The organism is Clostridium nigeriense, assembly GCF_050585265.1.
GTDB classification, from domain to species: Bacteria; Bacillota; Clostridia; order Clostridiales; family Clostridiaceae; genus Clostridium; species Clostridium nigeriense_B.
The window spans coordinates 124,025-149,893 of sequence record NZ_JBNOOE010000008.1 but is presented as its reverse complement, the minus strand read 5'-3'; the positions used below and the strand labels follow the sequence as shown (position 1 = coordinate 149,893).

At 27.3% G+C, this 25,869-nt stretch carries 21 protein-coding genes; 19 read left to right on the top strand and 2 right to left on the bottom strand.

Translation table 11 applies throughout. The features are described 5' to 3' along the window. Positions 1-168 precede the first annotated feature (168 nt). The 6 genes from zapA (at position 169) to ACQPVP_RS09595 (ending at position 8,408) form a co-directional block, all read left to right on the top strand. Positions 169-822 carry a cell division protein ZapA gene (gene zapA / locus ACQPVP_RS09620; protein WP_430849451.1) on the top strand — a complete coding sequence of 218 codons (654 nt, stop codon included), beginning with the start codon at positions 169-171 and terminating at the stop codon, positions 820-822. Between the two features lie 144 nt (positions 823-966). Next, a complete protein-coding gene (locus ACQPVP_RS09615) occupies positions 967-3,318 on the top strand; it encodes a DUF3656 domain-containing U32 family peptidase (RefSeq protein ID WP_430849449.1) in 2,352 nt (783 codons plus the stop codon). 8 nt (positions 3,319-3,326) lie between these two features. Further along, on the top strand, positions 3,327-5,684 hold the full coding sequence (locus tag ACQPVP_RS09610; RefSeq protein ID WP_430849447.1) for an endonuclease MutS2: 2,358 nt from the start codon (positions 3,327-3,329) through the stop codon (positions 5,682-5,684). An 83-nt stretch (positions 5,685-5,767) separates the two neighbouring features. After that, positions 5,768-6,232 (top strand): DUF523 domain-containing protein, encoded by a 465-nt coding sequence (locus ACQPVP_RS09605; protein ID WP_430849445.1) that lies wholly within the window; start codon positions 5,768-5,770, stop codon positions 6,230-6,232. After that, positions 6,219-7,241 carry a hypothetical protein gene (locus ACQPVP_RS09600; RefSeq protein ID WP_430849443.1) on the top strand — a complete coding sequence of 341 codons (1,023 nt, stop codon included), beginning with the start codon at positions 6,219-6,221 and terminating at the stop codon, positions 7,239-7,241. The genes ACQPVP_RS09605 and ACQPVP_RS09600 overlap by 14 nt, the downstream gene beginning before the upstream one ends. Before the next feature lie 48 nt (positions 7,242-7,289). Continuing rightward, positions 7,290-8,408, top strand: a complete 1,119-nt coding sequence (locus ACQPVP_RS09595; RefSeq protein WP_430849441.1) for a D-alanyl-D-alanine carboxypeptidase family protein — start codon at positions 7,290-7,292, stop codon at positions 8,406-8,408. Between the two features lie 88 nt (positions 8,409-8,496). Here the strand turns inward: ACQPVP_RS09595 and ACQPVP_RS09590 are convergent, their stop codons facing one another. Next, a complete protein-coding gene (locus ACQPVP_RS09590; protein ID WP_430849439.1) occupies positions 8,497-9,960 on the bottom strand; it encodes an aminotransferase class I/II-fold pyridoxal phosphate-dependent enzyme in 1,464 nt (487 codons plus the stop codon). 202 nt (positions 9,961-10,162) lie between these two features. On the opposite strand from ACQPVP_RS09590, the gene ACQPVP_RS09585 reads away from it, so the two are divergent. The 8 genes from ACQPVP_RS09585 to ACQPVP_RS09550 all read left to right on the top strand — a co-directional run bounded on the left by ACQPVP_RS09585 (position 10,163) and on the right by ACQPVP_RS09550 (position 19,351). Next, on the top strand, positions 10,163-10,756 hold the full coding sequence (locus tag ACQPVP_RS09585; protein ID WP_430849437.1) for a 50S ribosomal protein L25: 594 nt from the start codon (positions 10,163-10,165) through the stop codon (positions 10,754-10,756). A gap of 119 nt (positions 10,757-10,875) precedes the next feature. Next, on the top strand, positions 10,876-12,603 hold the full coding sequence (locus ACQPVP_RS09580; RefSeq protein ID WP_430849435.1) for a phospho-sugar mutase: 1,728 nt from the start codon (positions 10,876-10,878) through the stop codon (positions 12,601-12,603). Positions 12,604-12,786: 183 nt separating this feature from the next. Beyond that, complete coding sequence (locus ACQPVP_RS09575) at positions 12,787-13,875, top strand: tetratricopeptide repeat protein (RefSeq protein WP_430849433.1); 1,089 nt, start codon at positions 12,787-12,789, stop codon at positions 13,873-13,875. Between the two features lie 127 nt (positions 13,876-14,002). Next, the gene (locus ACQPVP_RS09570; protein ID WP_430849431.1) at positions 14,003-14,725 is read left to right on the top strand and encodes a WecB/TagA/CpsF family glycosyltransferase; all 723 of its coding nucleotides are present in this window, start codon (positions 14,003-14,005) and stop codon (positions 14,723-14,725) included. 3 nt (positions 14,726-14,728) lie between these two features. Further along, positions 14,729-16,261, top strand: a complete 1,533-nt coding sequence (gene murJ / locus ACQPVP_RS09565) for a murein biosynthesis integral membrane protein MurJ (RefSeq protein WP_430849429.1) — start codon at positions 14,729-14,731, stop codon at positions 16,259-16,261. A gap of 3 nt (positions 16,262-16,264) precedes the next feature. Continuing rightward, positions 16,265-17,545: a glycosyl transferase group 1 gene (locus tag ACQPVP_RS09560; RefSeq protein WP_430849427.1), complete on the top strand. Its 1,281-nt coding sequence runs from the start codon at positions 16,265-16,267 to the stop codon at positions 17,543-17,545. A gap of 1 nt (position 17,546) precedes the next feature. After that, complete coding sequence (locus tag ACQPVP_RS09555; RefSeq protein ID WP_430849425.1) at positions 17,547-18,695, top strand: glycosyltransferase; 1,149 nt, start codon at positions 17,547-17,549, stop codon at positions 18,693-18,695. Then, on the top strand, positions 18,692-19,351 hold the full coding sequence (locus ACQPVP_RS09550; RefSeq protein ID WP_430849423.1) for a cyclodeaminase/cyclohydrolase family protein: 660 nt from the start codon (positions 18,692-18,694) through the stop codon (positions 19,349-19,351). The genes ACQPVP_RS09555 and ACQPVP_RS09550 overlap by 4 nt, the downstream gene beginning before the upstream one ends. A gap of 22 nt (positions 19,352-19,373) precedes the next feature. Here the strand turns inward: ACQPVP_RS09550 and pdaA are convergent, their stop codons facing one another. Beyond that, the gene (gene pdaA, locus ACQPVP_RS09545; protein ID WP_430849477.1) at positions 19,374-20,126 is read right to left on the bottom strand and encodes a delta-lactam-biosynthetic de-N-acetylase; all 753 of its coding nucleotides are present in this window, start codon (positions 20,124-20,126) and stop codon (positions 19,374-19,376) included. Positions 20,127-20,325: 199 nt separating this feature from the next. On the opposite strand from pdaA, the gene ychF reads away from it, so the two are divergent. The 5 genes from ychF to ACQPVP_RS09520 all read left to right on the top strand — a co-directional run bounded on the left by ychF (position 20,326) and on the right by ACQPVP_RS09520 (position 25,837). Beyond that, positions 20,326-21,423: a redox-regulated ATPase YchF gene (gene ychF / locus ACQPVP_RS09540; protein ID WP_430838989.1), complete on the top strand. Its 1,098-nt coding sequence runs from the start codon at positions 20,326-20,328 to the stop codon at positions 21,421-21,423. A gap of 289 nt (positions 21,424-21,712) precedes the next feature. Further along, a complete protein-coding gene (gene mraZ / locus ACQPVP_RS09535; RefSeq protein ID WP_430849421.1) occupies positions 21,713-22,141 on the top strand; it encodes a division/cell wall cluster transcriptional repressor MraZ in 429 nt (142 codons plus the stop codon). 11 nt (positions 22,142-22,152) lie between these two features. Next, positions 22,153-23,085 (top strand): 16S rRNA (cytosine(1402)-N(4))-methyltransferase RsmH, encoded by a 933-nt coding sequence (gene rsmH / locus ACQPVP_RS09530; RefSeq protein WP_430849419.1) that lies wholly within the window; start codon positions 22,153-22,155, stop codon positions 23,083-23,085. Between the two features lie 37 nt (positions 23,086-23,122). Then, positions 23,123-23,560 carry a cell division protein FtsL gene (locus tag ACQPVP_RS09525; RefSeq protein WP_430849417.1) on the top strand — a complete coding sequence of 146 codons (438 nt, stop codon included), beginning with the start codon at positions 23,123-23,125 and terminating at the stop codon, positions 23,558-23,560. 81 nt (positions 23,561-23,641) lie between these two features. Continuing rightward, positions 23,642-25,837, top strand: coding sequence for a stage V sporulation protein D (locus ACQPVP_RS09520; protein ID WP_430849416.1), 2,196 nt, complete (start codon positions 23,642-23,644; stop codon positions 25,835-25,837). Positions 25,838-25,869 lie beyond the last annotated feature (32 nt).

The following is a 25,869-nucleotide window of genomic DNA, read 5'->3' as shown; positions in this document are numbered from 1 at the left end:
AGATATCTTAGATAAACATCTATCTAAGATATCTTTATTTTTATTATTTTGAAATTTTATACTTTAAATTTTATTAAAACTATAATTAGATTATAATTTCATATATATAATTATATATTTTTATGTTAAAATTAAATTAATATAATTATTATGTTAACGAGGTGTATTATGAATACTGTTACAATTAATATAAATGGTATGGAATATAATTTAAAGGGTAGAGAAAGCGAAGAGTATTTATTAAAAATAGCTAGTTATGTAGATGAAAAGGTTAAAGATATAATGTCAAGTAATAGAAAGTTAAGTTCAACAGCTGGAGCAACATTAGTGGCTATAAATATAACTGATGAGCTATATAAAGCAGATAAAGAGATTGAAAGTCTTTTGAAGAAAAATGCTTCTTTAGAAGAAAGAAATTTAACACTTAAGGAAAGAATCAAAGAAATTAGAGATGAGTCTGAAAATATAGATGAGTTAAAGAAGGCTATTGAAGATTTAAAAGCTGAGAATTTAACTCTTAGAGAAGAGGTTGAAAATTCTTATAAAGAAGTAAAAACTACTAGAGAAAATAATGATATACTCAAAGATAATGAAAAATTATATAGAGATAAATTTAGTAAATTAAATGAAGATTATAGAATAATGGAAGAAGAATATAATAAGAGTAAGTTAGAAAAAGACAAGCTAAAAGAAAGGCATAAAGAAACTAAATTCCAGTTCCAAAATTTAAAATATAAGGTATTGGATTTAGAAAAAAAATTATTAGATGCCCAAGTTAATTTAGCAAATGAAAAGAAAAAAACTAATGCATTACTAAAATAATATAATTTTTCAGGAGATGATTTTACATCTCCTTTAAAATTTTTAAGAGTAAATAAATATCCAATAGAAAAATAATGAAAATTGTGTTATATATAATAAGAAAGATTTTAGATAATTATAAACTAAAGCTTAGGAGAATTATTTATGAATAAAGTTGAGATTTTAGCTCCAGCTGGGAGCATGGAGAGCCTTATTGCTGCAATGAATAAAGGTGCTGATGCCGTTTATTTGGGGGGGAATAAGTTTTCGGCAAGGGCTTATGCCTCTAATTTTGATAATGATAATATGATTAAAGCTGTTGATTATGTACATAGCTATGGAGCTAAGGTATATGTAACATTAAATACTATATTAAAGGAAAATGAAATTGAAGAAGCAGTAAGATATGTTGGCTTTTTATATGAAATCGGTGTAGATGCAATAATATTACAGGATCTTGGATTATTTAAAAGAATTAAGGATGATTATCCTGATTTTGAAATACACGCTTCAACTCAAATGACTATACATAATGGAGAAGGGGCATTATTCTTTAAAGAAAGAGGATTTCATAGAATTGTACTATCTCGAGAACTTTCAGTAGATGAAGTTAAATATATATCAAAGGATTTAGGTATAGAAACGGAAATTTTTGTTCATGGTGCTTTATGTATATCCTATTCAGGACAATGTCTTATGAGCTCCATGATAGGTGGAAGAAGTGGAAATAGAGGAAGATGTGCTCAGCCATGTAGAATGGAATATACTTTAAAAGGAGAAACATCAGGGGAAAGAAAAGCCCATCTTTTAAGTCCAAAGGACACATGCACAATTGAAGATATAAAAGATATTATAAATTCTGGAACATATTCATTAAAAATTGAAGGTAGAATGAAAAGAGCAGAATATGTTGCAGGCGTAGTTGATAATTATAAAAAAGCAGTAGAAAAAGAATTGAATAATACTGAATATAATGTAAGTAAAGGCAAAAGGCAATTACTTCAACTTTTTAATAGAGGGGGGTTTTCAACAGCTTACTTACATAAGAATTTAGGTAAGGATATGATGAGCTTTAATAGCCCAAGAAATACAGGACTTCCTCTTGGTAGAATAGAAAAAAATAGCGAAATAATTTTAAAAGAAGATATTGCGTTAGGTGATGGTTTTAGATTTAGAGATACAGGTTATAACGTAAATAAGATTTTAAAAAATGGAAATGAGGTTAAAGAGGCTAAAAGAGGGGATAAGGTTAAGATATTTCCAACTGGATATAAGATAGGAGATGAAATATTTAAATCCTTAGATAAAAAGCTTTTTGATTCTTTAGAAGACTCATTAAAACCATATAATAGAAAAATTTCTTTAAATGCTAAAGTGAGGTTTAAGATATCAGAACCTTTAAAGATAACTATTAATTATAATAACAAAGAATATGAATTTTTAGGTGAAGTAGTTAAAAGAGCAGAAAAAAAGCCTTTAAGCAAAGAAAGAATTATTGAGGCATTAAATAAATCTTCAGATTCTGTGTTTAAAATAGATAATGTTGATTTTACAGATTTTGATGATGGATTCTTAAGAGTAAGTGATTTGAATAATTTAAGAAGAGAAGCTGTAGAAGGTATTCAAAAATCAATTACTAAATCATATAGAAGAAGAAGACCTGAAAAAATAAATAAAATCAAAGAGGAAGTTTTTAAAAACTTAGATTTAGATATTATGTATCAATGTATTACAAGGGAACAGTTAAATGCTTTATTAGAAGAGAATATTAATGATATAATTGTAGATGTTTTTAATAGAGATAGAGATTCTATAAAGGTTAAAGATATAATTGATTTAGCTAGTATGAAAAAAACAAATCTATATTTAAAAGTACCTAACATAATAAAAAGTGAATTTAATAATGTTGTTAAGGTAATTGAAAAAATTAAACCATATATTAAAGGTATAGTAACAGTTAATGTTGGTATAATAAGAAAATATCAAAGGGAAATGACGATAATTGGAGATTATAAATTGAATATAATTAATTCGGAAGCTTTGAATTTTTATCAACAAGAAATTGATATTCCTACTCTTAGTTTGGAGTTAAATAGAAAAGAAATAAAATCTGTGTTAAAAGCCAATAGAGGGAATGTTCAAGGAATTATTTATGGAAAAACTGAACTTATGATAAGTGAATATTGCCCAATTGGAAGCACTTTTGGTGAAAAATCAGCTTGTAAGGATTGTAATTTTGCATGTACTAGAGATAAGTTTATTTTAATAGATAGGATGAATGAAAAATTTAGAATAATGACTGATGTATTTTGTAGAAGCTATATCTTGAATCCTAAGCCACTTAATTTAATTGAAGAAAAAGAAGATTTAAGAAGCATTGGAGTTAATTCCTTTAGAGTTGAATTTAGAGATGAAAATTATAAAGAAGTTAAGAAAGTTATAAAAATGATAAGTGGTGAAGAAAAAATAAATACAAGTGAATATACTAAGGGTCATTATAGAAGAGGTATAGAATAGGAGATAATATGGAAATAAGAACTCTTAAAGTATTAGAATTTAATAAAATAAAAGAAAAGCTTAAAGATTATGCTATTACTAAAGGTGGAAAAGAACTTATTGAAAAACTTGAACCTTATGAAACTGTATTTGAAGTTAAAAATAAATTAAAGGAAACAGATGAAGCTTTAAATCTTTTAATTACAAAGGGGAATCCACCATTTGAAGGATTACATGATGTAAAGGATGGAGTCGAAAGAGCAAAAAAAGGAGGGATACTTACAGCTGGTCAATTACTTAAAATTGGTGCAATGCTTAAGTGTTCAAGAAGATTTAAGGACTATATTTCTAGAAGAGAAGATGAAACTGCACATATAATTTTAGAAGATTTAGCATATATTTTAACTCCTATAAAATCTTTGGAAGAAGTTATAGAAGTGTCAATAATTTCTGAAGATGAAATAAGTGATAGGGCTAGTGGCACTTTAAGTTCTATAAGAAGAAGTTTAAAAGAAAAGAATGCATCTGTTAGAGATAAAATTAACTCTATTGTTAGGGCAAATGCAAAATATCTGCAAGATTCATTGTATACTATGAGAGGAGATAGGTATGTTCTACCTGTTAAATCTGAATATAAAGGCTCAGTTCCAGGATTAGTACATGATCAAAGTTCAACAGGGGCTACACTTTTTATAGAGCCTATGAGTCTTGTTAATTTAAACAATGAAATTAAAGAACTTAAGCTTAAAGAAAAAGCAGAAATAGAAAGAATACTTATGGATTTATCCAATAGAGTATATGAAGTTATAGATACTGTAGAAAGTAATTATAAGATTTTAACAGAGTTAGATTTTATATTTGCTAAAGGGAAATATGGATCAAGTTTAAATGCTATATGCCCTGAGGTTAATGAAGATAAGAGTTTTGATATAATTCAAGGAAGACATCCTTTAATAGATTCAAATATTGTAGTTCCTTCAGATATTTACTTAGGTAAGGAATTTAGCACATTAATGATTACTGGCCCTAATACTGGAGGTAAGACTGTTACTTTAAAGACTGTAGGATTATTACATCTAATGGGTTTAAGTGGATTATTAATTCCAGCTAAAGATAACTCAAGCATAAGCTTTTTTACAAATATCTTTGCCGATATAGGTGATGAACAAAGTATAGAACAATCTTTATCAACATTCTCATCTCATATGACTAATACTGTTAAAATAATTAATAAATCTGACGATAATTCATTAGTTCTATTTGATGAAATTGGTTCAGGAACGGATCCAGTTGAAGGAGCTGCACTTGCTATTGCAATAATTGAAACCTTAAGAGGTCAAGGTTCAAGAATAATTGCAACTACTCACTATAGTGAGTTAAAAGGTTATGCCTTAAGAACTTCAGGAATTGAGAATGCATCTGTAGAATTTGATGTAGAAACATTAAAACCTACTTACAGACTTTTAATTGGTGTTCCAGGAAAATCTAATGCTTTTGAAATATCTAAAAGATTAGGGCTTAGGGAAGATGTAATAAATATGGCTAAGGAAAATATATCTTCTGAGAATCTAAAATTTGAAGATTTAATTAGAGATTTACAAGAAAAGAGTATTTTAGCAAATAGAGATGCAAGAGAAGCTAAAAAAATTAAAATTGAAGCTGAAGAAATAAAAAGAAAATATGAAGAAAAAGTAAAGAGATTGGATGAAGTAAGGGATAAAGCCTATAGTGATGCGAGATTAGAAGCAAGAAATATTATTTCTAAAGCAAAGGATGAAGCTGATGAAATACTTAAAGCTATGAGGGAACTTGAAAAACTTGGTATTGCTCAAGGTGGGAGAGCAAGACTTGAAGAGGAAAGAAAGAAACTTAAAGATAGCCTAGAAAAGAAAGAAGATTCACTTTATAAGGAAAGAGAAAATAAAGGAGAATCAATTGATAAAGTTGTATTAGGCATGGATGCTTATTTACCTTCTTTAAATCAAAATGTAATTATTATTTCTATGCCGGATTCTAAGGGAGAAGTACAAGTTGAAGCAGGTATAATGAAAATAAATGTTAAGCTTAAGGATTTAAGAAAATTAAATAATACATCTACTAAAAAGGAAAAGAAAAGAAGAGAACTTAATTTAAACCTAAAATCTATTGAAAGTAGAATAGATTTAAGAGGTATGGATTCAGAAGAGGCTTGTTATAAAGTTGATAAGTATTTAGATGAAGCATATATGGCTAATTTAGGAGAGGTAACTATTGTTCATGGAAAAGGAACAGGAGTACTTAGAAAAGCTATTAATAATATGTTAAAAAGGCATCCTCATGTGAAAGACTATAGATTAGGAGAATATGGTGAAGGCGGAGATGGTGTAACAATAGTAATACTTAAATAATATTAAAATAAAATTAATATAATGAGACTCATTTTTTAGAGTCTCTTTTTGTGATATAATTATATTGGAAAAGAGGTGTTTATATGTACCTTATAAGTAGCTGTTTATGTGGAGTTAATTGTAAATATAGTGGAAGTAATAACTTAAATGAACAATGTTTAAAACTATTTAAGGAAGGAAAAGCAATATTAGTATGTCCAGAGCAATTAGGAGGCCTTTCAACACCTAGAAGACCAGCTGAGATAAAAGGAACAGCAAAGGGTGTTATAAAGAATGTAGACAAAGTTTTCACTAAAGACAATATAGATGTTACTAAAGAGTTTTTAAAGGGTGCTTATGAAACTTTATATATAGCAAAATTAAGTAATGTAAATAAGGCTATTTTAAAAGAAGGAAGTCCTTCTTGTGGTGTAAATTATATATATGATGGCAGTTTTACTAGTAAAAAGATAGAGGGAAAAGGAATTACTGCAACTATTTTAAAAGAAAATGGAATTGAAATTATAAGCGAATTAGACCTTGGAGGAGAAAAAAATGGGGATTTTTAGTTTTATAAAGAGAATAAAAGATAAAAATAGTGAAGAGTTTGATGAAAAAATTGAAGAAAATAAAAAAAATGTAGATTATATTGATAGTGATAAAGATGAAAATATTGAGATAAATTTAAAAGTTGAAGAAAAAGAAATAGAGGAGGAACCTAAAGAAATAATAGAGAAAGTTAAGATAACTAAGGAAGAGTTAGATGAATTGATCTATAATGAAATATTAAGAATAATAGATATATATGATGATTTTGATGAAGTTAAAGTTGCTGCAATGGAAGCAGCTAAAAAAATTGGTGAAGAAAATCTAGGTGAAATTCCAAAGTTTTTAAATGGAAAAATACATAGGCCTGCTAAATATATTAATAAGTATTTTGAAGATTCTGAGTGGACAATCGTAGTAGAAAATTCAATATTAATGATTATATATAGTTTTAATGAAAATGCTGTCCCTATTCTTGAAAGGATTTCTCAAAAAAATTCTAAACTTAATTTAAAAGCTACTAATTTATTATGTAAATTAGCTAGTGAGGGAGTTGAAACAGATCAAATAGTTAATTGGATAATGAACAATTTAATTGCTTTTAATGATGATAATAAAATTATAATATTAGGATTTATGTCACAAATTAAAAATAATAATCAAGTAATTGGGTTGATACAGCATTTTTATAAAGTATTTATAAAAAATGGTGAAATTGAATATGCATTTAAAACATTGAAGCACTTAATAAATGCAGCAGAAAGATTTACTCAAGGACATTTAAAATTTTTAAAATACATTGCCATGGGCAAAGAAAGTATAAATTTAGAAGAGATTACGATGTTAGAAGATGGAGATCCTAAAACTATTAATTTCCCAAAAATAGATGAAAATTTAAGTATAGAAGCAGCAGTAACATATTATTCTTTAGATAAAAATGATGATGATATTAATAGTAAACTTTATTATTTAAGTGAATATTCATTAGATAAAAATTTAAGAGAAAGTATTAAAATTATTTTAAATGAATAAATACACCATAATATTACAATAAGATGAAAAAAAGATGGGGGTTTAAGCTTGAATAAGAATAATAAAAAAAGATTTAAATTGAATTTTATAAAACTAGTTTTATTTTTATCAGTATTGTGGTTAGTTATATATATTCCTCTAAAAGTTAAGCATTTTTCTTTAATAAAAAGAGAAGTAAGTGCGGGAGAAAGATTTAATGAAAATTTAGAAGCAATACAGGATTTTAAATACATTAAAGATAGCTATAATAACCTTTATGGTGATGATGAAGAATTAAAAAAAATAAGTGATTCAATAAGCTATATAGAAGGTAAATTGTCTAATAATATCAGCGATGAATTAGAAAATTTAATTTCAGAATTAAAATCAAAGATAAATGATTTAAGTGCTAGTAACGAAAGAGAATTGGAAGAATACTTTAATAGTATAAATGATAGTGGTTTAAATAACTTCAATGAAGATGAAATTTCTGAAGTAAATAATCTTATAAACGAATATAATAATTTATTTAAAGAAAAAAATTATAAACAAGCTAAAAGTAAATTAGATGAATTAAGTAATTATATAAACGAAACAAAGAAGACAGCAAATTTAAGAAGTATTAATGAAAAGTATGAAGAAAAATCAAATGAAGATGCAAGTTTAAGAGAGCCTACATATATTAATGGAATACTAATTGTAAACAAAGAATATGGACTACCTGATAATTTTGTTCCAGGAGAAAAGGCAGAGGCAAGAGAAGCTTTTGAAAAAATGAAAACAGATGCCGCAAAAGAAGGAATTTATTTAAATGCATTTTCTACATATAGAAGTTACTGGAGTCAAAATACACTATATAATAATTATGTATCAAATTATGGACAAGATTCAGCTGACACATTTTCTGCAAAGCCTGGATTTAGTGAACATCAAACTGGACTTGCTTTTGACATAGGTGGTGTAGATAGATCTCTTTGGGCAGAGGAGGATTTTAAATATACTGATGAAGCAAAATGGCTTAAAGAAAATTGTACTAAATATGGATTTATTTTAAGATATCCTGAAGGAAAAGAATGGATTACTGGATATATGTATGAATCTTGGCACTTTAGATATATAGGAGTAGAAAATAGTAAAAATTTTGAAAATAGTGATTTAACATTAGAAGAATATTTAGGATTAAAATAAAAAAAGAAGATATCACTAACAGATTTAGTTTTGTTAGTGATATTTTCTTTTTTATCTTTTAATATATAAAGTCTAATTTTATAGATTTTTATTTAGAAACTATTTTTATATATTTTACAGTGGAATCTTCAGTTCCTTGAACATATAAATTTGCTCTTTTTAAATCATGAACATAATCTATAACTTCTTTAGTTATTATTTCTCCTGGACAAAGTACAGGTATTCCTGGTGGGTATGCAAGTAAAAATTCTCCTGAAATATCTCCTACACTATCTTTTAACAGCTTAGATGTTTTATCACTATAAAATGCCTCTCTTGGTTCAAGAATTTTTTTTGGAATAGTAGGTATATCTAAGAAATCTTGAACAGGCTCTCTTTTACCATAGTATTCGTCTGAAATTTCTTTAAGAGCAGAAATTAATATATCCATGCCTTCTTTAGTATCTCCAAATGAACCGACGGCAAGAACATTATAAAAATCTGATAATTCCATTTGAATATGATACTTTTCAGATAAAATCATATCTAACTCAAAACCAGTAATACCAAGTTCTCTAGATGATATTGTAAGTTTAGTAGGATCAAAAGAATAAGAGCCAGGTTTTCCTAAAACTTCGTCACCAAAACAATAGAAACCAGGAATTTTGTTTATTTCATCTCTTGTATATTTACATAGCTCTATAGCATTATTTAATAATTCTTTTCCTTCTAAAGCAATTTGTCTTCTAGCACAATCTAAAGATGCCATTAAAATATATGAAGGTGATGTTGTTTGTAGCAGATTCATTATTTGTTGAACTCTTTTTGGATCAACATATTTACTTTTTACATGTAATAGAGACCCTTGAGTTAAAGAACCTATTATTTTGTGTGTGCTTTGAGCACAAATATCAGCTCCTGCTTCTAAGGCAGACATAGGTAGCTTTTCTGAAAAAGCTAGATGGGGACCATGAGCTTCGTCTACTATTAATGGTATATCGAAGCTATGAACTATATCAGCAATTTTTTTAATATCAGTTGCAACTCCGTAATAAGTTGGATTTATAATAAGAACTGCTTTAGCATCTGGGTTTTCTTTTAAAGTTTTAGCAATAGTTTCAGGAGTGACTCCATGTGCAATACCTAACTTTTTATCAATTTCAGGTTCCATAAATACTGGACTAGCACCACTTAAAATAATTCCTGAAGTAACTGATTTATGAACATTTCTTGGAACAAGGATTTTATCACCATCTTTTACTACAGATAAAATCATAGCTTGTATTGCTCCAGATGTACCATGGATGGAGAAAAATGAAGCATCAGAACCATAAGCATCAGCAACTAATTCTTGAGCTTTTTTTATTGGTCCTGTAGGATGATGCAAACTATCTACTAGCTTAAATACTGTAACATCTATTTTAAAAGGATTTTCTCCTATAAAATTTTTAAAATCTTTATCTATTCCAATTCCTTTTTTATGACCAGGTACATGAAAGGGTAAAGTTTCTCTATTTACATATTCCATTAATGCGTTAAATAGTGGAGTTTCATTTTGATTCATTTTATACACTAAAAGCACCCTCTTTCTTAAGAATATTATTGGTTATCATATTAGTTTTATACAAACATAAATATTATATTTTAATAATTACAACTATGCAATAAAATCCTTAAATTTATTTAATAAATAGTAAATTAGTCAATTTTGAATAAAAAATAACAATTATGTTAACAATATCTTAAGAGAAAATGAATTATAGGAGGAGTTATTTGTGAATAGCCTAAATTTAAATAAGAGAGATACAAGTATATCTAATAATGCTAAAAAGTTAAGAAGAGAAGGTAAAGTTCCGGGAATACTTTATGGTAAGAAAATAAGTGACTTTTTGTTTGAGGTCGGAGAAATAGAATTATGTAGAGAAATATCCAAAAATGGTGAACATGGAGTTATTAATTTTGATTTAGACGGAGATAGTTGTAGTGCATTAATAAAGGATGTTCAAAGGGATCCAGTTACTCATAAAATAATTCACTTAGACTTAGAAGAATTAAATCATAATGATAAGATAATTTCGACTATACCAATTATTTATGAAGGGGAAAATTATTTAAATAAAAAAGGGATGGTGCTTCAAAAAGAAAAAGATTCTATAAGGATTGAATGTATAGCTGATAAGCTTCCAAAGTATATAAAAATAAATATAAATGAAAGTAATAATGGATATGTATATAGAGCAGGAGACTTAGAGGTTGCATCGGAGCTTTCTATAATAGATGATTTAAATATGGTAATTGCTTCAGTTACATATGAAAGAAAAACTGTAAGTGATGTTATGGAATTAGAAGAAGAAAATAATGAAAGATAAATAAATTAAAAAAATGTAAAGAGATGCAACGATTACCCTCTTTACATTTTTTTATTCCAAAATCTTTTTCTTTAGTGTATAATATTACCTGGATTATTAAGTAGTTTAGGAGGTATAAAATGTTATATAAGGATAAATATAATGATTGGTTATCATCAAGGGTCATTGATGAGAAGATGAAAGATGAATTAAGACAAATTAAAGATGAAACAGAAATTGAAGATAGATTTTATAAGGATCTTGAGTTTGGAACAGGTGGACTTAGAGGGATTATAGGAGCAGGAAGTAACAGAATGAATATATATACTGTATCTAAAGCAACTCAAGGCTTTGCAAATTACTTAAATGGAAGATTTGAAAATCCAGCAGTAGCAATTGCTTATGATTCAAGAAATATGTCTAAGGAGTTTTCTAAGGCAGCAGCTTTAACTCTTTGTGCGAATAATATTAAAGTGTACTTATATGAAGACTTAAGACCTACACCAATGCTTTCTTTTGCAGTAAGACATTTAGAGTGTACTGGAGGTATAGTAGTTACAGCTTCACATAATCCTAAGGAATATAATGGATATAAAGTTTATGATGAATTTGGTGGTCAAGTAACAGATGAAAAAGCAAATATTATTATAACTGAAGTAAATAAAATCAATAATTTTGATATGATTAAAACTATCTCTGAAGAAGAAGCAATTGAAAAGAATTTATTAGTTTATATTGGTGAAGACATAGATAAGGAATATATAGATAAGGTAAAGTCTTTAGCTATAAGAAAAGAGTTAGTAGAAGCTAAGGCTAAAGATTTAAAGGTAATTTACACACCAATACATGGATCAGGAAATATGCCAGTAAGAAGAGTTTTAAAGGAACTTGGTTATACTGGAGTATCGGTAGTTAAAGAACAAGAAATGCCTGATGGAAACTTCCCAACAGCATCTTATCCAAATCCAGAAGAGCCAGCAGTATTTAAGTTAGCATTAAAAATGGCTAAGGAAGAAAATCCAGATGTAATTTTTGCAACAGATCCTGATTGTGATAGAATAGGTGTGGTTGTTAAAGATAGTGAAGGAGAATACAGAGTTTTAACAGGTAATCAAACAGGGTTATTATTAACTCAATATATTCTAGATGCATTAAAAGAAGAAAAAAAATTACCTGATAATGGGGTGGTTATTAAGACTATAGTAACTACAGATGGTGCTAAGAAAATAGCAGAAGCATATAATATTGAACTTATGGAAGTTTTAACAGGATTTAAGTATATTGGAGAAAAAATCCAAGGATTTAAAGAAAATAATGATAAAACTTATCTTTTTGGATTTGAGGAAAGTTATGGTTATTTAGCAGGAGATTTTGTAAGAGATAAGGATGCAGTAATAGCATCTATGTTAATTGCAGAAATGACTTTATATTATAAGGAAAAAGGAAAAAGCCTTTATGATGGATTAATAGATTTATATGAAAAGTATGGTTATTTTAAAGAGGCTCTAGTATCATTTGAATTAAAGGGAAAAGAAGGAGCAGAAAAAATAGCTAACTGCATTGACTCTTTAAGAAACGAAAAACTTGTAGAAATTAATGGCGTTAAAGTTAATACTAAGTATGACTATAAGTTAAGAATTGAAGAAGATATAGAAAGTGGAGAAAAGAAGGACATAAATCTTCCAAAATCAAATGTTCTTAAGTTTATTTTAGATAACGGATCATGGTTTGTAGTTAGACCTTCAGGAACTGAACCTAAGATGAAGGCTTATATAGCAGTTCAAGGAACAGGATTAAATGATTCAGAAGAAAAACTTGAAAGCTTTAAAGAAGAAGTAGTTAAATTAATAAATGAAAAGTTAAATTAATATTAATATTGGTGGAATGTCTAGAGCTATTTGTTTATTCTTATAGTAAATAGACTTCCACTTTTTCTTTAAAATATAAATAGTTATATTTTAAAGAACTTTGTAGAATTTAAAAATGAGATTTGAAAGCTTTATAAATATATAGTATTATGTATATTAAGCCAATATAAAGGAGGAATCTATTTGGATTATAATTCAGTTTTTAAAGAAAAATTAGGGAAATTATTATTCTTAGAAATAGATAAAGAGGGTTTTAAAAGAAATGTTGGTATACCAAGTTATATTTCTTTTGATAATAAGGAGTTATATTTACCTATTTCTTCTGATTATATAACTAATAATATTCAAGATGAGATTAAAATAAAAAACTTACCAATATATTATTTTATAGAAGGAATGTTTTTAGCTATAGGGGCAGATGAAAAATTAAGATTTAATGATGACTATGAATTAATATTATCTTACATAAAAGATACTGATAATTGTATAAAAAGCATAATAGCTAAGAAAATAAAAGATAATAATCTTGTTGATGGATATTTGCTTTTAAAAGGATATTATAGATATTCTAAAGATATAGATATTATGAAAAGGCTATTATTAGTAGGCGAAAGCATAAGAGAAAAAGATAGTGGATTTAAAGATATATTATTAAATGATATTCAATACTGTGAAGATCATTTGTTGAAAATTCCAGAGGCATATCTATATAAAGCATTAGTATTAAAAGATAATGATAATTATAAAGCAGCTAAAGTTGCAATTAATGAATATATAAATTTAGGTGGTAAAGTTACAGAAGAAATAAAAGTTTTATTAGAGGATATAAATAATGTTTCAAATTATGAAATAGCTATTGATAACTTAAAAGATAATCCAGATAAAACTATAAAGATTTTATTAGAACTATTAAATAATTTTGATAATAATCCTTTAATCTACTATTATTTAGGTGTAGCTTATAGAAAATTGGAAAATTATGAAAAGGCTATATATTATTTAAATGAAAGTTTAGAAAGAGAAAGTGGAATTTACGAAGTAGTTGTTGAATTAGGTATAAATTATGCTTGTATAAATGATTTTGAAACTGCAATAAAATATTTCAAAAAGGCATTTGAAGCAACTAAGGAAGTAGAAATATGCACTAATATAGTTATGTGTTATATAAATTTAAATAAATATGAAGAAGCTAAATTACATTTAGAAATTGCTAAAAAATTAAATCCAGAAGATGAAATAGTTAAGGATTTAGAGAAAATGCTAAATAAGTAATATTAAACGGGCTGTCTCTTACGACAGCCCAATTTATATATTATAAGTATTTATTACTTTAGCAATGCAGGTAAATATGATATTATAATTATGGATAATTTTACTTTTTAATTATTAAGGAGATACGATGGAAGATAATAACTTTATTGATGTATTAGGGTACAAAGTTTTTAAAAATAGCTTAGTAGATGCTGTTAATTATATTAATGGATTTAATAAAATTCATATAATATCAGGTAATCCTGAAGTTTTATATACAGGATTAAATAATAGAGTATTATTTGAAAACTTCACATCAAAGTATTCATTTATTATACCTGATGGTGTAGGTGTTCAAATATCCTCAAAAATTTTAAAAACTCCCGTTAAAGAAAAAATTGCAGGCATAGATTTAATGAAAGAAATTATTAATAAAGCTTCTTTGGAAAATAAAAGTATATATTTACTTGGAACCACAGATGAAAATTTAAAGGCATGTGTAGCTAATTTAGTAATAAAGTATCCAGGTATAAACATTACAGGATATAAAAATGGTTTTTTTGACATTAATAATCCAATTGAAATAATAAATGAAATCAAGGAGAAAAAGCCATATGCTATTTTTGTAGCAATGGGATGTCCAAGACAAGAAGAATTTATAGTAAGATATATGGATGAATTACCTTGTAAAATATTTATGGGAGTTGGAGGTAGCTTTGATGTAATTGCTGAAAAGGTCAATAGAGCTCCGAAATGGATGATAAAGTTAGGATTAGAATGGCTATATAGGGTTTTAAAAGAACCATGGAGAATTAAAAGATTAGGGAGTATCCCTAGATTTTTATTACTTGTTATAAGAGGAAAAAAGTAGATTATGAGTAAAAATAAAGTTTTTAAAGCAACATTTATAGTTATGATGATGACTATTTTGAGTAGAGTTATTGGATTTGGCAGAGATATTTTGGCTGCCTATCATTTCGGGGTAGAAGGATCTTATGATATTTATGTAGCTTCTGTCGCTATACCTGAATCAGTATTTATGATTGTTGGCCTTGCTATATCAACTACATTTATCCCTATGTTAAGTGAAATTAAACATAATAAAAGTAAAGAAGAGATGTTTAGTTTTGCAAATAATGTTATTAATATTTTATCTATATTATCTATATTTGTTATAATTTTAGGGTTAATCTTTACAAAAGAAATAGTTAATATATTTGTTCCTAATTTTTCTAATGAACAAATGACACTGACTATTTTTCTAACAAGGATAACATTAATTAATGTTATTTTCCTTTGTATTAATTCTTGCTTTGCATCTATATTACAAGTTTGTGAGGATTTTATAATACCATCATTATTAGGATTGTTTTTTAATTTTCCTATAATTGTTTATTTAATATTGTTTAAGGAGGTTAGCATTATTGGATTAGCTGTGGCTAATGTATTAGGAAATTTATTAAGAGTTATGGTACAAATTCCTTCACTATATAAGCAAGGATATAAGATAAAGTTTTTAGTGAATTTGAAAGATGAAAAATTTAAAAGAATGATGAAATTAATAATTCCGGTAATAATTGGAGCGGGTGCAAATTCTATAAATATGTTAGTAGATAAAAGTGTAGCTTCAGGTTTAGTTACAGGGTCCATGGCAGCTTTAGAGTATTCTCAAAGAATAATACAATTTGCAAATACTGCTATTACAACTTCTTTAGTTTCAGTAGTCTATCCTATTATGGCTAATAGACTTAATGAAGGAGATAAGGAAGGATTTTTAAAATATTTAAGTAAATCAATAGTAATAATTTGTATATTCTTAGTACCGATTACTTTTGGAGTTATTTTCTTAAGTAATGATATTGTAAAGCTAATATATGAAAGAGGAAAATTTGATTCTAATGCTGTTATTCTTACTTCGATGGCTCTATTAGGGTATTCAATTCAGTTACCTTTTGCAGGAATAAGAGATATATTGAATTCTTCTTTATTTTCAATGAAAAAGACTAAGATAACAACTTTAAATGGAATAATTGGAGTTGTTATTAATATAGTTTTAAGTATTACTCTATCTAAATATTTTGGAGTGCTTGGAATTGCAATAGCTACATCCATATCAGCATTTGTAATATCAATATTGCTATTGAATTCTACTAGAAAATTGATAGGTTCCTTTAATGTTAGAGAGCTTTTACTAAAAATATTTAAAGTAATAATAAGTTCCTCAATTATGATAGTAGCACTTTATTATTTAAATAAATTAATAAATATAAATAATTCATTTATATTTATTTTAGTAGATGGCATTATAGGAGCTATTATATTCTTTGTTTTATGTAAGGTTATTAATATAGAAGAATTTGAAGAAGTGTTAAGTATTATTAGAGAAAAATTTGTAAGGAGGGGATAGTTAATGAAAATTCTATTTATAGCATGTTATTCGCCATTAATTAATAATTCGGCATCTATAGAAACTCTTCAATATTTAAATAATTTAGCTAAATTTGAAGAAAATGAAATTCATCTTTTAACTGTAAATTTTCCTCCAAATTCAATTTATTATGATGAATATATATTAAGTATGTTAGATCCAAGGATAAAGTTACATATAATTTCTGGAGGCATAATTTTTGAAAAAATTATGCCTAAGAAGAAAAAAAATGAAGTTGTTACAGAAGTTAATAAATTAAATTTAAAGATAAAAGGTATATTAAGAAAAATTAAAAAAATATTTGCAGTACCAGATATGTATTTATATTGGGCTATAAAGGCAAGTAAATATGGAGTTAGATTAATGGAAAAAGAAAACTTTGATGTTATGTTTTCGATGCACGAACCGCCTTCAAGCCATATATGTGCTTATAAAATTAAAAAAAGTTTCAAAAGTCTTAAATGGATAGCTTATTGGAGTGATCCTTGGCTTAAGGATTCTACAAGGGATAGCTCAACCCTTATAAGAAGAAAATTTGAAGGATACTATGAGAAGAAAATAGTTAATCTAGCGAATAAACATATTTTTGTAACTAAAGCTAATAGAGATGATTATATAAATACTTATAATCTTAAAAAGGATAATACTTTTATAATAACTAGAGGATATGATGATAAAGTATATAAAGAAATAGAAAAAAATGAAATTCCTAAGTTGATTAATAAAGAAAAAATTAATTTAGTTTACGCAGGGGAAATTTTTTCAAAACTTAGAGATATAAGACCGTTCATAAAAGCTATTAATAAGATAAAAAGTGAAAATAGTAATCTATATAATAAGTTGAATATTTTATTCTTTGGAAATATAGATAATAATGAAGTTAAAAAAGAATTATTAGAAATAGATAATGTGAAAATTTCTAATAGAATTCCATATAATGAAGCCTTAAGTTATATGATAAATGCAGATATATTATTATTATTTGGAAATAAAAATTCTAAACAAATCCCGGCAAAAATATATGATTATTTTGGGTGTTATGGATATATATTAGTTGTTTTAGGAGATGAAAATGATCCAATTATTGATGTGGTTAATGATTTAGATAAGTGTAGTGTTTCTAAAAATAATTATGAATCTATTGAGAATTCTATAATAGAATTATGTGATAAAATTACTAATGGTGAAAAGTCTAATCAAATAGAAGAATATGAGTGGAAAAATATATCTAAAAGGTTAGATTCTATTCTAAGGGAGGATTAATATGCACGTTATGTTTATACCTTCATGGTATCATAATCAAAGAAATCCAGTTCATGGGAGCTTTTTTAAAGAACAGGCTTTAGCAATTCAAGAAAGCGGTGTAAAAGTTACGGTAGCATATAATGAAATTTGGCCTCTAACATTACTATTTAAAGTTAAAGAAAAAATAGGACTTAGTTTTAAAATTGAAGAAAACTTAAGAACTTATAGGTATAAGAATTTCAATTATTTACCTAAAAATCCAAAAATGTTTAATATATTCAATAAGAGATTAGATAAATTATACAATGAAATAGTAAAAAAAGAAGGTAAGATAGATCTGATACATTGTCAATCTTCCTTTTGGGCAGGCATTAGTGCTGCTTATATTTCAAAAAAATATAATATTCCTTTAGTTATAACAGAACATTCTTCTTTAGATAAAGCTGTATATATTAAGGAAAGTTATAAACCATTTATAAAAAAATCCTATTTAGATGCTGATGTATTAATTGCAGTAGGAAATGGATTGAAAAAAGAAATGAGTGAGTTTTCAGGACGAAATGATATAAGGGTAATACATAACTTAATTCCTGTAGAAAATTTTTATATTAGTGAAAATAAAAACAAAACATTTACTTTTTTTTCATTAGCCTTTTTGGAGGGAGAAAAAGGAATGGATGTTTTAATTAAGTCTTTCAACAAATATTTTAAAAATAGTAATTCAAAGTTACTTATAGGTGGAGAAGGTAGTCAAAAAGAATACTTAATTAACCTATCTAAGGAGCTTAAAATTGATAGTAAAATAGAATTTTTAGGAGCTTTATCAAGAAAAGAGGTTTCTGATTATATGAGTTTATGTGATGCCTTTGTATTAGCTTCTAAGTATGAGACTTTTGGAGTAGTATATATTGAAGCTTTGGCTTCAGGAAAGCCAGTTATTGGAACTCTTAATGGAGGAGCAGAAGATATTATTAATTCTAATAATGGATTAATAGTTAAAATTAATGATATTGATGATTTGGGTAATGCAATGATTAATATTATGAATAATATAAATTTATATAAGCCAGAAGAAATTAGAGATGAGTGTATAAAAAGATTTTCTAAGATTAAAATTACTAATGAAATTTTAGAGGTATACAATTCATTGTTAGAAGGAAGGTTATGATTATGCTGTTTAAGGATTATAGTATTGATGGATTTTTAAATGAACTATCATCAAGTGAACCATCTCCAGGTGGAGGAAGTACTGCTGCGTTAGTTTCAGCACTTGCTGCTAGTTTAAACTCTATGGTGTATTCACTTACTATAGGAAAGAAAGTTTATGAAAATCTCAGCGATAAAGAAAAAGAAGATATGTTGAGATTACATGACGAGACACATGATTTTATTAAATTATCTCAAGAATTTATGGAAAGAGATAGAAAAGACTTCTTGGGATTAATGGAATGTTATAAGTTACCTAAATCTACAGAGGAAGAAGTTAAGTTTAGAAAAGATAAAATAAAAGAATTCACTATTAAGGCAATGGAAAGTCCTTTAGAACTAGCTGAAGAATGTTTAAAATTTTATAATAATATTGATTTTGCTATAAGATATGGAAATAAGAATTTAATATCAGATGCAGGTGTTGCAATTAGTTTGTTACATTCAGCCATTGAAAGTTCTATAATTAATGTCAAGGTAAATTTAAATTATTTAAGAACTGAGGATATTATTTTTGAAATAGAAGATAAATGCAATAATATTATAAATGATTCATATGCAAAAAAAATCAATTTACTTAATGAAGTAGAAAAAATAATTTATCCTAAAAAAATATAGTCTCAAAGGAGACTATATTTTTTTATGGCAATTCATTTAATGATTTAAATTCATATCCTTGAGATTTTAACTCCTGAATTACATTTTTTAATATTTTAGCATTAGTGTCAGATACAGCATGCAATAGCATTATACATCCTGGATGAGCACCATTTACTATTTTTTTTATTGCTACATTTTCCACAGGTTGATTATCAACTAACCAATCTTTATATGCAAAACTCCAAAAAATAGTTTTATATCCTAAGTCCTGAGTTTTCTTTAATGAGTTCTTAGAGTATTTACCCATAGGTGGTCTAAAAAATTTAGGCATATCTTTACCTATTAAAGCTTTAAATTCATCTTCAACTTCGGTAAACTCTAGTTTGAATTTTTCATTCTCTTTTATACTAGCCATAGATGGATGATGAGATGTATGGTTACATACTAAATGACCTTCTTCAACCATTCTTTTAACTATATCTCCTTCTTGCTTTATATATGGTTTTACTACAAAAAAGGCTGCTGGAACTTGTTCTTCTTTTAAAGTATCAAGTATTTTAGGAGTATTACCATTCTCATAACCTTCGTCGAAAGTTAAATAAATTACTTTAGAATTAGTATCACCTACAAAATAAGCTCCATAGTCATTGAAGAATCCAGCTGATTCTTTTGGAGATTCTGGAGTTGCTCCATTTTGTCTATTTACAAAATACCAATTTAATTCTAAATCATCTGAAGCTAGGGTTTTTTGTATATTTAAGTTAAATCCTAAAAATAATATAAGTAAAGATATTGTTATTTTTTTTGTTATCTTCAAAATACTCACCTCCTATAATATATTTTTATCTAAAATATATCTTTTACACTGGAAATAGACAGTAAATATCCTATTAATTTACCTAATAATCTTTATATATTGAAATAATTCTTAGAGTAGAGTATAATTTTAAAGATGTTAAGATGTGATTATGTAAGGAAAGGAATGTACATAGATGAATTTAGGAATAGTTGGTTTACCTAATGTTGGTAAAAGCACTTTATTTAATGCAATTACAAAAGCTGGAGCAGAATCAGCAAACTATCCGTTTTGTACTATTGAACCAAATGTAGGAGTAGTTAGTGTACCGGATAAAAGATTAGATGTTTTAGAAAAAATGTATAATACTAAGAAAAAGGTGTATACTGCTGTTGAATTTTATGATATAGCTGGATTAGTTAAAGGAGCATCAAAAGGTGAAGGCTTAGGGAATAAGTTCTTATCTCATATTAGAGAAGTATCAGCGATAGTACATGTTGTTAGATGTTTTGATGATGGAAATGTTGTACACGTTGAAGGTTCGGTAGATCCTATTAGAGATATAGAAACTATTAATTTAGAACTTATATTTGCTGATTTAGAAGTTCTTGAAAGAAGAATGGAAAGATCTATGAAACAAGTTAGATCAGGAGATAAAAAAGCAAAAGAAGAATATGCTTTAATGGAAAAAGTAAAGGCACATTTAGAAAAAAACTTACCGATAAGAACATTAGAAGTTACTGAAGAAGAAGAAGAAATTATTAAAGGATTATTCTTAATAACTTCAAAGCCGGTTTTATATGCTTGTAATATATCAGAAGATGATATGATGGAAGGTAATACAAATAATGCGTATGTTCAAAAAGTGAAAGCTCATGCAGAAAGTGAAAATTCAGAGGTAGTTGTAGTATGTGCTAAACTTGAAGAAGAACTATCAGGATTAGAAGATGAAGAAAAACTTGAAATGTTAAGTGAGTATGGATTGACAGAATCAGGATTAGATAAACTTATAAGAGCAAGTTATAGATTATTAGGATTAATTAGTTACTTAACAGCAGGTGTTCAAGAAGTAAGAGCTTGGACAATAAAAGAAGGAACAAAAGCGCCACAAGCTGCTGGTAAAATACATTCAGATATTGAAAGAGGATTTATTAGAGCTGAAATAGTTTCTTATGATGATTTACTTGAATGCGGATCAGAAGCTGCTGCTAAAGAAAAAGGCCTTTACAGATTAGAAGGAAAAGATTACGTTATGAAAGACGGAGACGTTGTTAATTTTAGATTTAACGTATAAAAGTTTAAATATATAAAATATATTATTTAAAAGGTATGAAATTTATATAGATTTCATACCTTTTATAATTTTCTTCCTTAATTTCAGAAGTGCTTCTATTAGTTTTGCAATGACTTCTTTCGGCTAAGTAGGCAAGATTATATAGAAGTACTTTTTTATTTGAAAATAAGTAATGCTAAAAATAGAAATAGTTCTTGAAGTATTCCTAGAAAAATAATAAAATAATAGTATAAAGTGGTTTAAAGTGGTTTAAAGTGGTAGAGAATTTCATTTTAAGGTAGGATTGAAGATGTTTATTGGAGAATATCAACATGGGTTAGATGCAAAAAATAGAATGATAGTTCCTTCAAAATTAAGAGAAGGACTTGGTAGTAAATTTGTTATTACTAAGGGGTTAGATGGATGTCTTTATGCTTACCCAATAGAAGAATGGAAGGCTTTAGAATCAAAGTTAAAATCTTTACCACTTACTAATAAAGATGCAAGAGCATTTGTTAGATTCTTTTTTTCTGGTGCTTGTGAAATTGATGTAGATAAGCAAGGGAGAGGTTTGATTCCTCAGAATTTAAAAGAATATGCATGTATTGAAAAGGAAATAGTAAGTATAGGAGTATTAACTAGAGTTGAAATTTGGAGCAAGGAAAAATGGGAAGAATATAATGAATCGGATATAGATTTTGACTCTATTGCTGAAAAAATGAGTGATTTAGGAATATAAGGAGAATTATTATGGAATTTAAACATGTATCCGTACTTTTAAACGAGTGCATTGAGGGATTGAATATTAAAGAAAATGGAATATATGTAGATGGAACTTTAGGTGGTGGAGGACATTCTTCGGAAATACTAAAAGAATTATCTGGAGATGGCCTTTTAATAGGGATAGATCAGGATAAAGATGCTTTAAAAGCCGCAGGCTTAAGGTTACAAAACTTTAATAATGTAAAGTTTGTACATAGCAATTTTTATAATATAGATTCTATTTTGAATAATTTGCAAATAGAAAAAATAGATGGAATGTTAATGGATCTTGGAGTATCTTCTTATCAATTAGATAAAGGGGATAGAGGATTTAGTTATATGCAAGATGCACCTTTAGATATGAGAATGAATAGAGAAAATTCTTTATCTGCTTATGAAGTAATTAATGATTACGAAGAAGAAGAAATCTATAGAATAATTAGAGATTATGGAGAAGAAAAGTTTGCTAAAAGAATAGCAAGATTTATTGTGGAAAATAGAGAAAATAAACCAATAGAAACTACACTGGAATTGGTTGAAATAATTAAAGCAGCTATACCGGCAAAAGCAAGAAGGGAAGGACCTCATCCGGCTAAAAGAACCTTCCAAGCTATTAGAATAGAAGTAAACAGCGAATTGTCTATATTAAATAAAGCTATTGAAGATGGGGTAAATAGATTAAATAAAGGTGGAAGAATGGCTATAATAACCTTCCATTCTTTAGAAGATAGAATAGTAAAACTTAAATTTAAAGAATTAGCTACTTCATGTACTTGTCCTAAGGAATTTCCAATATGTGTTTGTGGTGGAAAAGCTAAAGTGAAGATAATTACTAGAAAAGCTATAGATCCATCTAAAGAAGAAGTTGATGAAAATCCAAGAAGTAGAAGTGCTAAATTAAGAGTAGTGGAGAAAATTTAAAAAAATTAAGTAAAATAATATGGGGGATGTAATTAAAATGGGTAATAAGGAATATGAATATATAAGAGGAAATACAGCTCTAAACCCAAAGAGAAAGTATGACGAAGTAAAAAGAAGAAAAGAAAGAGAAGAACTTGAAAGACAAAGAAGAGAGCAACAAAGAAGAGAAAGAAATGCTAAAAAATCTGTAGTTAAAAATATATTGCAAGTTGCATCTATTGCTCTAGTTTTAGGAGTATTAACAATAGCAAGAGACGGTAAAGTTTTTAAAATGCAAAATGATTTAACTAACGTTAAGAGTGATATAAAAACTGTTACTGCAGAAGGGGAAGCTCTAAGAGTAAACTTATTAAAATATTCTTCTCTTGGAGATGTAAAATCAGCTGCTACTGAAGCTGGTATGAAAATTCCACAAATGGATGATACTATCACAGTAAATATAACTAAAGATTTTTTTACTAATCTTAGAGAGTAACATAAGGAATGAAATAGTACACTTGCCAGATAAAGAGTATAATACTCTACATGTTTTAATTAATTACATGGAGGCATTGATGTGAATAGAAAGAATTATAGAGATAAAGCGCTAATGAAAAAAAGAATATCATTAGCGCTTACAACATTAATATGTTTATTTTCTCTTTTAGCAATAAGATTATCTTATATAATGATAGTTAAGAGAGAAGATTATTCAGCAAAGGCAGAAGAACAATGGACTAGTGAAGTAAAAATTGATGCAAGAAGAGGAAGAATTTTAGATAGAAATGGTGTTGAACTTGCTGTATCTGCTAATGTATATAGAGTTGATTTTGATTTAAACTCTATTAGAGCTCACTTAAGAAAAGAAAATTTAACGAATAATGATATAGCTCCAAAAATATCAGAGGCTTTAGGAATGGATGAACAGAAGGTTCTAGATAAGTTAAATACTAAGCTGCCTAGTGGTTCTGATGCTGGAGCTGCAATTTTAGTAAGAAGAATTGAAAAGGAACCTGCTGATAAAGTTAAAGATTTAAACATACCAGGGGTTATAGTATCTCCAGATACGAAAAGATATTATCCAAATGGAAATTTTTTAGCTCATGTACTAGGAAGTACTAATATAGATGGCCAAGGTTTAACAGGAGTTGAACTTGAATATAATGATTATTTATCAGGAACTCCAGGTCTTAGAATATCAGAATTAAGTAAATATAATGATGAACTTCCTTATACAATTTCAGAATTTACAGCTCCTGTAAATGGAAGTGATTTAGTATTAACTATAGACGCAAATTTGCAGGCTTTTGCTGAAAAGGTAGCTGAAAAGGGATATATAGATAATCAAGCAAAGCAAGTTTCAATAATAATTATGAATCCAAATAATGGAGAAATATTAGCTATGGTAAATAAGCCAGATTTTGACCCTAATAATCCCTATGAAGGCGCTGAAAATTATGAAGGCGAAAATTTGGCGGAAAAGGTACAAAAAATGTGGAGAAATCACTTAGTAAATGATACCTTTGAACCAGGGTCTATATTCAAAGTCGTGACTATGATTGGAAATTTAGAAGAAGGATTGGTAGATGAGTCTGATACATTTACATGTAATGGTAGTTTGAAAATTGGACCTCATACAATAAAATGCTGGAAGACATCAGGACATGGTACTCAAACATTACCTGAAATATTGCAGAATTCATGTAATGTAGGATTTATGGAGATCGGAAAGAAAATTGGTAAAGAAAAGTTAAATGAATATATAAGTAAATTAGGATTTGGTCAAGTTAGTGGGGTTGATTTACCAGGTGAAGCCAAGGGGATAACTAAAAAAACTGAAAATATTAATGAGGCAGATCTTGCAACTATTTCATTTGGACAAACTAATACTGTAAATGCAGTTCAATATATGGCAGCTTTTAATAGCATTATCAACGGAGGAAAGTTAATTCAACCACATATAATGAAAGAGATTACTTCTAGTAATGAAAATGGTGAAACTGTTGTTAAGGAAACTTTTGAGGCAAAGGTAACAGAGGTTTTAAGTGAGAGTAATACATCTATATTAAGAGATTATTTAGAAAGAACAGTTTCTTATGGTGGATCTAGCAAAACTTATGTTGAAGGTTATCATATAGGAGCAAAGACTGGAACAGCTCAAAAAGTTAATCCGAATGGTGGAGGATATGAATCAGGAAAATATATTTCATCATTAGCAGGGTTTGCACCAGCAGATAATCCACAAGTTACTGTTTTTATATCAATAGATGAACCTGGAACTGGTACTTACTATGCTGGTCAAATAGTTGCTCCTTTAGCAAATATATTATTTACTGATATATTTAATTATATGAGTGAAGAAATGCCTAAGGATGATGTAGAAAGTATAGTTAAGGAAGTAGTTATTCCTGAAATAAGGGGACTTGAAGTAAGTGAAGCAAAAAAAATATTAAAAGAATACAATCTAGAGTATAATATTGATGGAAATGGGTCTATAATAACAGATATAAAACCTTATCCGGGATACACAGTAAAAGAAAATTCTAAGATTAATATAGACACAGGAGAAATTGAGTCTTATAATAAAAATGTTGTTATGCCTGATTTAAGGGGTTACTCTTTAGAGGCAGCAAGTAAAATATTATATGATTTAGGTATTATCTTCACTTATGAAGGTGAAGGTACTATTGTTAAACAAAGCATTTCAAAAGGCGAAATTATTACCAAAGGTACAAATGTTAAATTAATTTTAAATGAAGAATATGGAGATTAATTAGAATATCCCTTTACATTAGCATGTGGGAC